Annotated in this window: 15 protein-coding genes; 2 read left to right on the top strand and 13 right to left on the bottom strand. The window is 43.3% G+C overall.

Annotation, left to right across the window (positions count from 1 at the left end; all coding sequences use genetic code 11):
- The 13 genes from rapZ to PQ578_RS03085 form a co-directional block, all read right to left on the bottom strand.
- The gene (rapZ, locus tag PQ578_RS03145) at positions 1-891 is read right to left on the bottom strand and encodes an RNase adapter RapZ (protein ID WP_273832167.1); all 891 of its coding nucleotides are present in this window, start codon (positions 889-891) and stop codon (positions 1-3) included.
- Between the two features lie 45 nt (positions 892-936).
- On the bottom strand, positions 937-1410 hold the full coding sequence (locus tag PQ578_RS03140; protein ID WP_224882158.1) for an 8-oxo-dGTP diphosphatase: 474 nt from the start codon (positions 1408-1410) through the stop codon (positions 937-939).
- Positions 1411-1782: 372 nt separating this feature from the next.
- Positions 1783-2733 (bottom strand): thioredoxin-disulfide reductase, encoded by a 951-nt coding sequence (gene trxB / locus PQ578_RS03135; RefSeq protein WP_224882156.1) that lies wholly within the window; start codon positions 2731-2733, stop codon positions 1783-1785.
- 105 nt (positions 2734-2838) lie between these two features.
- Positions 2839-4437, bottom strand: a complete 1599-nt coding sequence (locus PQ578_RS03130) for a tetratricopeptide repeat protein (protein ID WP_273832166.1) — start codon at positions 4435-4437, stop codon at positions 2839-2841.
- 183 nt (positions 4438-4620) lie between these two features.
- Complete coding sequence (locus tag PQ578_RS03125) at positions 4621-4758, bottom strand: hypothetical protein (RefSeq protein ID WP_165994973.1); 138 nt, start codon at positions 4756-4758, stop codon at positions 4621-4623.
- Between the two features lie 67 nt (positions 4759-4825).
- Positions 4826-5455, bottom strand: a complete 630-nt coding sequence (gene hisIE / locus PQ578_RS03120) for a bifunctional phosphoribosyl-AMP cyclohydrolase/phosphoribosyl-ATP diphosphatase HisIE (RefSeq protein ID WP_273832165.1) — start codon at positions 5453-5455, stop codon at positions 4826-4828.
- Positions 5452-6210 carry an imidazole glycerol phosphate synthase subunit HisF gene (gene hisF / locus PQ578_RS03115; RefSeq protein ID WP_273832164.1) on the bottom strand — a complete coding sequence of 253 codons (759 nt, stop codon included), beginning with the start codon at positions 6208-6210 and terminating at the stop codon, positions 5452-5454. Before hisF ends, hisIE begins: the two co-directional genes overlap by 4 nt.
- A 2-nt stretch (positions 6211-6212) precedes the next feature.
- A complete protein-coding gene (gene hisA / locus PQ578_RS03110; protein ID WP_273832163.1) occupies positions 6213-6932 on the bottom strand; it encodes a 1-(5-phosphoribosyl)-5-[(5-phosphoribosylamino)methylideneamino]imidazole-4-carboxamide isomerase in 720 nt (239 codons plus the stop codon).
- Between the two features lies 1 nt (position 6933).
- Positions 6934-7569: an imidazole glycerol phosphate synthase subunit HisH gene (gene hisH / locus PQ578_RS03105; protein WP_273832161.1), complete on the bottom strand. Its 636-nt coding sequence runs from the start codon at positions 7567-7569 to the stop codon at positions 6934-6936.
- Positions 7570-8163 carry an imidazoleglycerol-phosphate dehydratase HisB gene (hisB, locus tag PQ578_RS03100; RefSeq protein ID WP_273832160.1) on the bottom strand — a complete coding sequence of 198 codons (594 nt, stop codon included), beginning with the start codon at positions 8161-8163 and terminating at the stop codon, positions 7570-7572.
- Entirely contained in the window at positions 8160-9434 is a 1275-nt protein-coding gene (hisD, locus tag PQ578_RS03095) for a histidinol dehydrogenase (RefSeq protein WP_273832159.1), read from the bottom strand. The genes hisB and hisD overlap by 4 nt, the downstream gene beginning before the upstream one ends.
- A complete protein-coding gene (gene hisG / locus PQ578_RS03090; RefSeq protein ID WP_273832158.1) occupies positions 9421-10062 on the bottom strand; it encodes an ATP phosphoribosyltransferase in 642 nt (213 codons plus the stop codon). The genes hisD and hisG overlap by 14 nt, the downstream gene beginning before the upstream one ends.
- Before the next feature lie 2 nt (positions 10063-10064).
- Positions 10065-11243 (bottom strand): ATP phosphoribosyltransferase regulatory subunit, encoded by a 1179-nt coding sequence (locus PQ578_RS03085; RefSeq protein WP_273832157.1) that lies wholly within the window; start codon positions 11241-11243, stop codon positions 10065-10067.
- Between the two features lie 314 nt (positions 11244-11557).
- Here PQ578_RS03085 and cax point away from each other — a divergent pair, with 314 nt between their 5' ends.
- Both cax and map read left to right on the top strand, forming a co-directional pair.
- Complete coding sequence (cax, locus tag PQ578_RS03080; RefSeq protein WP_273832156.1) at positions 11558-12634, top strand: calcium/proton exchanger; 1077 nt, start codon at positions 11558-11560, stop codon at positions 12632-12634.
- Positions 12635-12772: 138 nt separating this feature from the next.
- On the top strand, positions 12773-13528 hold the full coding sequence (gene map / locus PQ578_RS03075; RefSeq protein ID WP_273832155.1) for a type I methionyl aminopeptidase: 756 nt from the start codon (positions 12773-12775) through the stop codon (positions 13526-13528).
- Positions 13529-13548: the final 20 nt, after the last annotated feature.

The raw sequence follows: 13548 nt of genomic DNA, 5'->3' as shown, positions 1-13548 counted from the left end.
TTATTTGTGACCCTTCCCTTTTTCAATATCCCGATGCGTAATATTTGTTCGATACTCTGATTCAAAGTGATGGCCGATGTGTTCTGCAAAAGCGACAGAACGATGCTTTCCGCCCGTACAGCCAATGCCGATGACTAGCTGACTCTTCCCTTCTCTCTTATATTGAGGGAGCATATAGGCAAGCATATCGATTAACTTCTCAAGAAAGATTTGTGTTTCCTTCCACTTAAATACATAGTTCGCGACTTCTTCTTCCACACCTGTTTTTGGACGCAAATGCTCCACATAATGAGGGTTTGGAAGAAAGCGAATATCAAATACAAGGTCAGCATCAATCGGAATGCCGTATTTAAAGCCAAATGACATCACGTTTACGCCAAAGTTTTCTTTTTCATTGTTCGAAAAGCGATCCATGATTTTCTCTCGAAGTTGCACCGGTTTAATATCGCTTGTATCAATAATTTGTTGGGAGCGGCCTTTCAACTCTTCCAACATTTCACGTTCTTTTTGGATACCTTCAAGTGGCAAACCTTCTGGTGCAAGCGGATGAGAGCGCCTTGTTTCTTTATAGCGTCTGACGAGTGTGGCGTCTTTTGAATCCAGGAAGAGCACTTCTGCATCCAAGCGATCATGTGAATCCAAATGATCAACGGCTTCCACTAGATGATCAAAGAAATCTCCGCCGCGTAAGTCCATCACGAGCGCAACTTTATTTAACTTTCCTTCTGATCCGTCAACCATTTCAACGAACTTCGGTAAGAGAGCTGGCGGCAGATTATCAATACAGAAGTAGCCAATATCTTCAAAACACTGCATCGCAACCGTTTTACCCGCACCACTCATTCCTGTAATAATGACCATATGAATGCGTTTATCGATTAAATCGGTCATTTTCCCCACTCCGTTTCTCAATTTCTCTTATTGGTACACGTTTTATTAAGACGGGTCTAGTCGATAAGAAAGTAATTTGAAGTCGGGCGTATAGGTGAAGGTTCCATAAATGATTCCATGGCCTTTCATCATATAGTCAAGAATATGATAATCTCCCGGAGCCATTGGAAGGTCACTCACATCATCTGTTTTTACCCAAGCTACTTTTCCTTCTGCTGACTTTTCTACTGATTCCCCATCGTATTCCGTTGCAAGAAACGTAAACATCATCCATTCAGACTTAGTTACTTCATTTTCTTTAATAATGAATGTGAAAATCCCCTTAAGTTTAGGGTTCTTTAAATAGACACCAGTCTCTTCTCTGAACTCGCGAATCACCGAATCACGGATGGATTCTTCCGATTCCATCTTTCCACCTGGTGCAACCCACCAACCTCGGCGCGGCTTTTGTAGTAAAAGTACGCGATCATTTGCTTCGTCGTTTAAAATGCAGTTTGTTACTCGTTGCACAATTGTCACCTCAATTCAATCATCCTGTTAGTATACGAAAGCCTGAAAGAAGCTCAGACTTCAAGATTTTCTACCCATAGTATACTATGATTGCTGACCATGAACAATGAGAGCGGTTTGGATCACCCCTGAAGATTTATCTCATTCAGGCAAAAAAAGAGCACGGCGCATAAATGCCCGTGCAAAAGAGTGAATCTATTTAAAGGGGGTTAAATCTACTAATAGTTTACCCCATTTGTGTTTCACCCCTGTTACAGCAAAATTAAAAGGGAATGACGCGGTGACAGGCACCACCCGATACCGCTCGAAGGCTGTCGAAATGTGGTTTTACTGCGAGCTACAAAGAAAAAGCAGAGGGTCGCCCTCTGCTTTTATACCAAATTAGACTAGCGCTTCTTTTCCAGCATCTTCTAGTGATTCAATGTAGTGCTGAACAGATTGCGCAGCGATACTACCATCACCAGTTGCTGTTACGATTTGACGAAGCATTTTGTCACGGATGTCACCTGCTGCATAGATACCAGGAACCTTCGTCGCCATGTTTTCATCTGTAACAATATAGCCTTCTTCGTTCGTAATATTAAGACCACTAACAGCTTGGTTTAACGGAAGCATACCGATATAAATAAAGACACCATCCGCACTGAATTCACGCTCTTCACCAGTTACTGTGTTTACAAGAAGCGTTTTATTCACTTTACCATTTTCACCCAGAATCTCTTTCACCGTATGGTTCCAGATGAAATCAATTTTTTCGTTATCAAACGCGCGCTGTTGAAGAATTTTCTGTGCTCGTAGCTGATCACGTCTGTGTACAATGGTTACTTTAGAAGCAAACCGTGTAAGATACACGCCTTCCTCAACGGCTGAATCTCCACCGCCTACGACAACAAGCTCTTTGTTCTTAAAGAAAGCTCCGTCACAAACCGCGCAATAAGAAACACCACGGCCGCTATACTCTGCTTCTCCAGGAACACCAATCTTCTTGTATTCTGCACCACTCGTTACAATAATGGCTTTTGCATGAAATTCTTGATTTCCTGATACGACTGTCTTGTAGTCACCGTTATCACGAATTTCTTTCACATCACCATATTGATATTGAGCGCCAAATTTCTTCGCGTGCTCAAACATTTTCGTAGAAAGGTCTGGACCAAGAATGCTATCAAAACCTGGATAGTTTTCTACATCTTCTGTATTTGCCATTTGTCCGCCCGGAATCCCGCGTTCAATCATAAGAACGTCGAGATTAGCACGAGAAGTGTATACAGCTGCAGTCATACCTGCAGGTCCGGCACCGACAATAATGACATCATAAATTTTTTCACTCATCTGCTTCACTTCCTTCACGTTTTGCTAAATTACATTAATTATTAAAGGATAATGTTTCTTATTTAAAATCATATCTGATTGTAGTTAAAAAGTCTACCAGCCTGCTCAGAGGTCATTCGTCTCTAGTAAGCGCGTTAACTTTTTACGGTAAGCATATATGGTTGATCCAGATACACCGAACGCGTTTGCGACTTCGATTTGAGTGACGTTTGTTTGTCTTACTTTATGCCACATGTAATACATCGCAGCAGCCGTTGCTTTCACGTTCTGAAAGGCTTCGCTACTATTTGAAAGTTTAACATAACAAGGCAACCAGATCATCGCAATTAGCTCATGCAGTTCTGAGTCACTAATATCTGCTTGCTCTAGCTCAGCAATAACACGCATTCCTGATCGTACATATTCAGGGAGATCTGTCTGTGTACGTACAGTATTTGTTCCTTCATCATCTACGATTTGGACTGATTCGTCAGCAAGTGTGACCGCAATGTACGCTGAAAGCTCTTTAACAATAAGAGGTTCATCTTTTCGTTTACAATAGGTTTGTAAAATCGAAGCACCTTCTGGATCGCGTCTGGTATAGAGAAGCATCAGATGCGTCATTCTAGCATGATAATCGTGTTTCCCTTCAGACTCTTGCACTTCTTGGGGCATCTGCGATCGGTAGCTAACCTGGTTTTTATGAAGGGTACCCGCTTCGAGTTCTGCCAGATAATGCTCTGCCATTTCATTCTTTGCATCAACCGTTTGAACCTTTTTCCAGTAACGCAGTGCAAGATCAGGACGATTCAGTTGATACGCAGAAACGGCTAACCAGTGATAGAACGGCACGTCCCACACGTGTCGGGTACTCTCAACCTTACGTAGCCAGTGAAAGGCAAGCTCATGTTCACCCAAAAACCCAAACGTACTTCCTAATTTATACGAATGATCAGGATGAATCGGGTAGACATTCTTAAGCCTCTCAAGCATCACATCACGTTTAACATGTTGACCGAGGAAATCATAGAAAAGCGTTAAGTTACAAACCGCGTTCAGATTCCCTTCATTTTTCGTTAAGACGTCATCGAGTACTTCGACGGCTTCCTCATACTGCTCACTATAAAAATAAGCGAGGGCAAGGTTATTGTAAGCAGGCCAAAACTCAGAATAAACTTCTGTCATCCGCTCGAGTAACTCAATCGCTTCAAGAAAATGTCCCGCTTCAATCGCTTTACGAGCGGCTTCATGCTCTTGAATCAACTGTTCTTCTTCGCCAATCTCCTGAGGTAAGTGCTCGGATTGCTCGAACAAGATGAGGTCGACAAGCTCCTCGGCATCTTCCATAAATTCACCTTCTGGCTCATGCTTAAGGTAAATTCTTGCATGCTCTTCCGTTTGTTTAAACAGACCCATATGTGCAAAGTTGTTCGCAAGGAAAAAGTAGCAATCATAGTATTCAGGATCAAGATCGTCAAGAACAAATTTCAGCCATTCATTTGATGCTTCATATTCGCCTAATTCCGACAGGACCGCTGCAAGTTGACATATATAATCGACTTCTTCGGGGACAAGTTTAACCGCACGTTCAAGATGCTGTCTTGCTTTATCCAAATTCCGTTGCTGATAGGCTCTCATAGCCTTTTTATAAAAATAATCTCCGTCCTGAACGAACGGAATCAGTCGGCCTTTCATTTCCGAAGAAGCATGAAGTTCTTTCCTCATGTTTCCCCCCAATAATCTTTCTTCAAGTAATTCTATTACCAGTCATATCCGTTCAAAAGTATAACATACATCTACTTCCAATCGTAAAAGAAAATAAGTAGAAAAAACTGGCTAAATGCTCACATGCGCTCTTCGAATCGTTTTGATCTGGTGCAAAATAAAAACGAGCTCATCGGCTCGTTTTTATTTCCACATATCTTTTTTGCGCTTTGAGATTTCTTGCGCAATAAAACCAATTCCCATTCCAAGCAGCACACCAGGCCCTGGTTGACCAAGAAAAAGTCCAATTGCAAGTCCCACAAACATGAACCCTACAAACATGTAACCTCTCTCCATTTCTCGTAATTGAATTTACTCTTGCCTACGAATGGGAGAGAAAGAAGTTTCATTATTTTGAAGCGTGACGTTCCTCAAGTACCTGAAGAACGTCATCGAGCGCACATTCCTGCTCTCTTAGCAACACCATCAAATGAAAAATCAAGTCAGCTGATTCCCACGTAAGTTCTTGGTGGTCGCGGTTTTTCGCTGCAATGATGACTTCGGAAGCTTCTTCGCCAACCTTCTTTAGAATCTTATCAACACCCTCATTAAAGAGATAAGTTGTATAAGCTCCATCAGGACGCTCAGCTTCTCTTTTAGCAATCGTTTGTTCAAGTGTATTGAGGATAGCAAAACGATCCGCATTTGGCTTTAGTTCTTCTGAAAGCAAAGAATCACTGAAACAAGAGTAAGTCCCTTTATGACAGGCCGGTCCTTCGGGATTTACAAGCACAAGCACTGCGTCTTGATCACAGTCATAGCGAAGATCAAGAACGTGCTGCGTATTGCCTGAAGTCTCTCCCTTATGCCATAGTTCTTCACGTGAACGGCTGTAAAACCACGTTTCCTTTGTTTCGATTGTTTTCGTTAGAGACTCTTTGTTCATATAAGCTAGTGTTAACACTTCTTTACTCGCTGCATCCTGTACAATCGCTGGCACAAGGCCTTTTTCATCAAATTGAATCATTTCGGTATTCATCGAATCGCCACCCCGTTTTGTTTTAAGTAATCTTTCACATGTGATAGTGAGGTTTCTTTATAGTGGAAGATCGATGCGGCAAGAGCAGCATCTGCTGAAGCATCGTGGAAGACCTCGAGAAAGTCTTCAGAAGACCCTGCTCCTCCTGATGCAATGACAGGAATGGAGACAGCTTCGCCAATCGCTTTCGTTAGAGGAAGATCAAACCCATCTTTACTTCCGTCCGCATTCATACTTGTTAATAAAATTTCGCCTGCACCCATTTCCTGAGCTTTGATCGCCCACTCAACTGCGTCCCATTCCGTTGCCGTGCGACCGCCGTGCGTATAAACGCGCCATGAATTTGTATCTTCTTCCCACTTCGCATCAATCGCAACGACCATACACTGTGTTCCAAAATAATCAGCGCCTTCACGAATCAATTCCGGTCGTAGAACAGCCGCGGTATTCATCGATACTTTATCCGCTCCGGCGCGAAGCACACGCTTCATATCTTCAAGCTTATTAATTCCGCCCCCGACGGTAAAAGGAATAGCAAGTTCCGCTGCCACCTGCCGCACTACGTCGACCATCGTTTCTCTTCCTTCATGAGAAGCAGAGATATCTAAAAAAACAAGCTCGTCTGCTCCTTCTTCATCGTACACTCTCGCTAATTCAACGGGATCGCCAGCATCTCTAAGCCCTACAAACTGGATGCCTTTCACAACGCGGCCGTCTTTTACATCCAGACACGGGATAATACGTTTCGTCAGCATCGCTAGACCTCCAGCGCTTGTTTCAAAGTAAATTGATTCGTGTAGAGAGCTTTTCCGATAATCGCACCGCTAATCGAGTCACTTCTTTGCTCCAGGCTTTTCACATCATCAAGTTTGCTGATCCCACCTGAAGCAATCACGTCTTTACCCGTAGCCTCACCAAGCTCAGCAATTGCTTCAACGTTTGGACCTGATAGCGTTCCGTCTTTTGAAATATCCGTAAAAATGAAAACCTCTGCGCCATGCTCAGCAAGTTCTTTTCCGAGATCAACAGCTTTAATTTCGGAAGTTTTCAGCCAGCCTTCAACTGCGACATACCCATCTCTTGCATCAATTCCGATCGCAATCTTTTCTTTATATTTCGAAAGCATTCTTTTCACAAAGTCCGGGTCAGATATGGCACTGCTACCGAGAATAATCCGATCAACCCCGTTTTCAAGGTAATAAGCAACGTCTTCTTCCGTTCGAATTCCTCCCCCAACTTGTACACGCGCCGATAAGTTGTTGGCCACCTCAAGAACGTGGCGATCATTTACACGCTTTCCCTCTCTTGCCCCGTCAAGATCAACCATATGGATCCATTTGGCACCGTCATCAGCAAATTGCTTAGCCATATCAAAAGGCGAATCGCCGTAAATGGTTTCTTTGTTGTAATCACCTTGCAAAAGGCGTACACATTTGCCGCCTCTCATATCAATAGCAGGATAAATGGTAATTGGCATCTTATGCGTCATTCCTTTCTACGTATTGGGCATAGTTTTTTAAAATCGCAAGACCGGCATGACTGCTTTTCTCAGGGTGGAACTGGGTGCCAAACACTTTTCCTTTTCCTACAACAGCCGGAACTTCCTCAGCATAATCAGCTGTTGAAATTAAAACATCACGATCATCTGTATCAACATAATAGGAGTGAACAAAATACACGTGCTCATCTAAGACATCATTCATTAAAAACGAATCTGGCTGATGAATCACTAGTTTGTTCCATCCCATATGAGGGACTTTGTAGGCATTACCAAACGCATCCTTACCAGGAAATTTCTTTACTGTTCCCGGTAAAAAAGAAAAGCCTTCCGCATACCCATTTTCATCACTTTCTTCAAAAAGAAGCTGCATGCCAAGACAAATGCCAAGTAACGGTTTGCCTGCTTCCACTTCTTTTTCAAGGAAAGCTTTTAAGCCCGTTTCGGTTAAGATCGCCATCGCATCACGAAAAGAACCAACTCCAGGAAGGAGAAGTCCAGTCGCTTTGGCGAGCTCCTTCTCATCCTCTGAAACAAAATAGTCATAACCGAGACGCTCTAGTGCCTTACTTACGCTGTATAAATTCCCCATGCCATAATCAATAATTCCGATCATTTACAGCATTCCTTTCGTTGATGGCACACCTTTTACTCGAGGATCGATCAGCGTTGCCTCATCTAGAGCACGTCCGAGCGCTTTAAAAATAGCTTCTATGATGTGGTGTGTATTGTGTCCGTAGTGAACGATCACATGTAAGTTCATTCTTGCTTCAATCGCAAGTTTCCATAAAAACTCATGAACCAACTCAGTATCAAATGTTCCAACGCGCGTCGATGGTAGCTCTACCCGATATTCAAGGTGAGGGCGATTGCTTAAATCCACGACAACCTGAGCAAGTGCTTCATCCATCGGAACAAACGCATTGCCATATCGCTTAATGCCTTCTTTTGTACCAAGCGCCTGTTTTAGTGCTTCACCAAGGCAAATGCCGATGTCTTCTGTTGTATGGTGATCATCAACTTCCGTGTCCCCATTTGCCGCGATCGCTAAATCAAATTTGCCATGCTTCGTGAACAAATCAAGCATGTGAGTAAGAAAAGGGACACCGGTTTGTAAATCAGTTTTTCCGCTCCCGTCTATCCCAAAGGATAAGTTAATCGATGTTTCAGAAGTTTCTCTTGAAATGGAACTTTTTCTTTCTTCGCTCATTTTAAATCCTCCAATCGAAGTTCAACAGCTCTCGCATGAGCATCAAGTCCTTCAAGCTTAGCGAGTGCTACGATGTTATTACCGTTCGTTCTCATTGCTTCTTTACTATAGGAAATAACGCTTGATTTTTTAATAAAATCATCTACTGACAATGGACTTGAAAAGCGTGCTGTTCCATTCGTTGGGAGCACATGGTTAGGTCCAGCAAAATAATCTCCAACAGGTTCGGAGCTATAAGGACCAAGGAAAATCGCTCCTGCGTGACGAATTTTCCCGAGAAGCGTCATCGGTTCTTCCACCATAATTTCAAGGTGCTCAGGCGCAAGTTCATTCACAGCTTCAACCGCTTCCGCAAGGTGATCAACAACATAAATCATCCCATAATCCTCAATCGACGTTGCGGCAATATCGGCACGCGGAAGATTAACGAGCTGTTGCTTCACTTCTTCTTGAACACGTTCAGCAAGAGTCGCTGACGTTGTTACTAGAACAGCACTAGCCCGCTCATCATGCTCAGCTTGGGATAAAAGATCTGCTGCAACATAAGCTGGATTCGCCTGTTCATCGGCTAGCACAACGATTTCACTTGGACCAGCAATCATATCGATATCGACGATGCCAAACACTTCTCGTTTCGCAAGCGCAACGAAGATATTACCCGGTCCTACAATTTTATCAACCGGGGCAATTGTTTCGGTACCATAAGCGAGTGCTGCAACTGCTTGAGCACCGCCAACTTTAAAAATTTCTGTGACACCTACTTCATTTGCTGCAACAAGAACACCAGAAGGGACATTTCCCTCTGCATCAGGCGGTGTAACCATCGCAATTCGCTTTACACCCGCTGCGATGGCCGGGATTACGTTCATTAGTACCGAAGAGGGATAAGCGGCTTTTCCACCAGGAACATAGACGCCAACAGAATCAAGTGGCGTCACTTTTTGTCCTAACATTGTGCCGTCTTCAGCAGTCGTAAACCATGACTGGCGGCGCTGACGCTCATGAAACGTTTGGATGTTTTCAGCGGCTTGCCTAATCGTAGTAATAAGTTCATCTGATAAATCGCCATAGGCTTTTTCGATTTCAACAGTTGAGACACGAAGTTCTTCTAAATCCGCTCCATCAAACTTTTTTGTATTTTCCTTAACCGCTTCATCACCAGTCGCTTTCACTTGTGAAAGAATCGAAAGAACAACCTGACGCTGCTCTTCCGTTCCTTGCTCAATCGAGCGTTTAATGGAAATGCCTTCATTACGATTAACGATTTTCATCTGCACTCTCTCCTTCCACAACCGCTGAAAGACGTTGGACCATATCATCAATAATGGCGTCTTTCGTTCGATAACTTACTGGGTTCACAATAAAGCGCGATGTGATTGACTCAATAAATGCCGTTTCCATTAAGCCGTTTTCTGTTAATGTTCGACCTGTTGAAACAATATCAACGATTCGATCCGCTAGACCAATCAGTGGCGCAAGCTCAATCGATCCGTTTAGCTTAATGATTTCAACTTGCTCACCCTGCTGACGGAAGTAATTTGACGCAACGTTCGGATATTTTGTAGCGATCTTTGGTGCCACGCCTTTGATTGGTCCATCAGAAAGTCCAGCCACCGCGAGATAACAGCCACTAATTTTCAGATCAAGCACTTCATAAACGTTACGTTCCTCTTCAAGCATCACGTCTTTACCAGCGATCCCAACGTCAGCTACACCGTGCTCCACATAAGTTGGAACATCCATTGGTTTCGCTAAGATAAAGCGTAGGTTTTCTTCTTCTATATCGATAATTAACTTCCGTGAATCATCAAACTCAGGGGGAAGTTGATAACCAGCATTTCGAAGCAATTCTACCGCTTCTTCAAAAATACGCCCTTTCGGCATGGCCATCGTTAGCATGACTACATCCCCTTTCCGTTTTTACCGATTAAATACGTCACGTCATCAAAACGCTCAGAATAAGCATCAAGATTCGTTACGCCGTTTAACTCCTGCACAACAACTTTCTCGCCATCCGCTCGTCGTTCTGACGCCTGTTGAATGGCTTCTTCTCTTCGTTCAGGGCTAAATATAATGGCATTAGGCAAGCGCTCATGATCCGTTACGCCTAGTGCTTCTGCAAGATGATCAAGGCGAATACCAAAACCCGTTGCCTGAGCTGGACGATCAAAGCGCTCAAGCAACTCGTCGTAACGTCCCCCATTACTTAAAGGCACGCCAAGGTTGTTCGCATACCCCTCGAATACAACACCTGTGTAATAACTCATATGACTTACAAGTGTAAAATCAAATTTCACTTGATCTGCAACACCATAAGCTTTGAGCGTATGTAAGAGTGTGCGAAGCTCGTTAAGCACTCGTTCTCCAGCTTCATTTGGAAGAAGTTCAATCGCTTCTTCTAATTTTGATCCATCCCCCCGAAGCGTGAGCAGAGCCATTAACCTTTTTTGATCGATTGTCGATAGCGGCATCTCACGAACATGCTGACGATAGCCTACGTAATTTTTCTCGTATAAATAACGCCGAAGGACAGCCGCACGTTCTTCGTTTCCAACGATAGAAAGAAACAGCTCTTGAATAAAACCAACGTGACCTATTGCGATCTGAAAATCTTCAAGACCAGCTTCTTCTAAAACAGCAGCCATTAATGCAATCACTTCTGCATCCGCACTAGTTGTCCGATCTCCGATTAACTCGACGCCGATTTGTTCAAATTCCGCTGGCTTACCTCCTTCGTCTTCCTGTGCGCGAAACACGTTTGAATCATAAGCTAGACGAAGAGGGAAGGGCTCGTTCTTAAGACTTGAAGCTGCGACACGAGCAATCGGCGCCGTCATATCTGGTCTTAGGACAAGCGTATTGCCGCGCTGGTCAAGAAGTTTAAAAAGCTGCTGATCAAGAATAGCAGAAGCTTCTCCGACCGTTTCATAGTACTCAAGCGTAGGGGTATTCATAAAACGATAGCCCCACCCTTCCGTAACACGCTGAATCTTTTCTCGAATGCTTGTTTTTAAGGCATATAGGACCGGTAGCGTATCGCGCATACCGAGTGGCTTCTCAAATACGAATGGTCTTGTCATTTTGTGCACCTCACATTTCCTTTAGTTCGCTAACATACTAACAAGATGAAGTTATTTGTAGTTTACACGCCTTTATTTTTTTCGTCAACCAATAAGGGGCATTATTCCCTTTACTCCTTTTCTGTACTCCAATGTGAATTACCTTTATTTTTTAGGTGATCTTAAAGAATGATGTCGATTTTTGGGTTTCTGTCTCATAATCGTGATCACTTCTTCGTAGATTGGGGTAATGACTATGAAAGAAACTTTCTTTTCCAATTAAGGAAATCTATAATGAGGAAAAGATTAAATGACAAAAAGAGAGGATGTGCCACGTGGTTAATAAAATTTTCTTTTTCCTCGTGATCATCGGCGTTCCCCTATCCGTTGCTGGAAGCCTTCTTCATTGGTCGCAAATTCTAATGTTTGGAGTCTACTGCTTAACTATTGTTTCTCTTGCCGCTTATATGGGAAGAGCAACCGAAAGTCTTGCAGTGATCTCAGGACCGCGGATTGGTGGCTTACTTAACGCAACCTTTGGAAATGCAGTTGAACTCATCATTTCAATTTTTGCATTAAGAGAAGGTTTAATTGAAATTGTACTTGCTTCACTAACAGGATCAGTTCTAGGAAACCTGCTCCTTGTTGCTGGTTTGTCATTCTTCGTTGGAGGATTAAAGTTTAAAAGACAAAAATTCAACGTCTATGACGCCAGGCACAATTCCGGACTGTTAATGTTTGGAGTGATTGTGGCTTTTGTTATACCCGAAGTGTTCTCAATGGACATGAGTGACGCAGAAGCGATTTCATTAAGTACGGGCATATCCATCATTCTTATCGTTCTTTACCTTGCTGCACTCTTCTTTAAGCTCGTAACCCATCGAGGTGTCTACCAGCACGTTTCTAATCAAGAAGGGAGCGATGCCGGCGGCAAACACGTTCACGAAGAACCTGAGTGGAGTCGTAAAAAAGCGATGATTGTGCTAGCTCTGTCGACTGCTGCAGTGGCCTATGTATCAGAAAGTCTTGTGCATACGTTTGAAACAGTTGGCGATACATTTGGTTGGAGTGAATTATTCATCGGTGTGATCATTGTAGCCATTGTAGGAAATGCGGCTGAGCACGCTTCCGCTATCATCATGGCTTATAAAAATAAAATGGATGTGGCAGTTGAAATCGCAGTCGGTTCAACCTTACAGGTGGCAATGTTTGTTGCGCCACTACTCGTCCTTATCTCCCTTTTCTTCCCGGTGCAAATGCCACTGGTCTTTACGTTACCAGAGCTAGTGACGATGGTAACAGCCGTATTGCTAATGATCGTCATCAGTAATGATGGAGAAACGAACTGGTTTGAAGGAGCGACGTTACTCGCTGCTTACTTAATTATGGGGATCGGTTTTTATTTACTTTAATCAAGAAGCCTGCAATTTGCGGGCTTTTTTGTTACAGTAACTGAGGGAAGATCTTCCGCATAACGTGTTAGAAATTGGACCGATCATTTATATGTCCACCTAACGAATCGAACGAAAACGCAGAAAGTAGGCGAAAACATGATTCACCGTAAAACAAGTCGAGAAATTCAATTAATGAAAGAAGCTGGAGAGGTTCTGGCTGACTGCCACAAAGAACTTCGTAGCATTATTAAACCAGGTGTTACAACGAAACAAATTGATGATTTTGTTGAACTCTTTTTAGAGGAGCGCGGTGCGACACCAGAGCAAAAAGGCTATCAAGATTACCCATACGCTACATGTGCTTCTGTTAATGATGTCATTTGTCACGGGTTCCCAGGGTCAAGAAAACTGAAAGAAGGCGACATCGTTACAATCGACATGGTTGTGAACTTAAATGGCGCACTTGCTGATTCTGCATGGACATATGCAGTAGGAGAAATTTCAGAGGAAAAGCAGCATTTGCTTGAAGCGACGAAAAAATCTCTCTACTTAGGTATCGAGCAAGCCGTCATTGGCAACCGTATTGGCGACATTGGCCATGCCATTCAAAAATATGCTGAAGCAGAAGGGTTTGGCGTTGTTCGAGATTTCACTGGACACGGCATTGGACCGACTCTTCACGAAGAACCGATGATTCCACATTTCGGTCAGCCCGGTACAGGCGCTAGACTGAAAGAAGGTATGGTGATTACAATTGAACCGATGCTAAACATTGGTAAACCATACAGCACGATTGACGAAGATGGCTGGACAGCTCGCACAGTGGATGGCTCTACATCCGCTCAGTATGAACATACGCTTGCCATTACAAAAGACGGCCCAGTTATTCTAACAGATCAGGGTGACGAGTAATTACAAGAAAGCCCGCAGCA

Origin of the sequence: Guptibacillus sedimenti, from assembly GCF_028610665.1 — a bacterium.
Classification (GTDB): domain Bacteria; phylum Bacillota; class Bacilli; order Bacillales; family Guptibacillaceae; genus Guptibacillus; species Guptibacillus sedimenti.
This window is presented reverse-complemented; position numbering and strand designations above follow the sequence as displayed.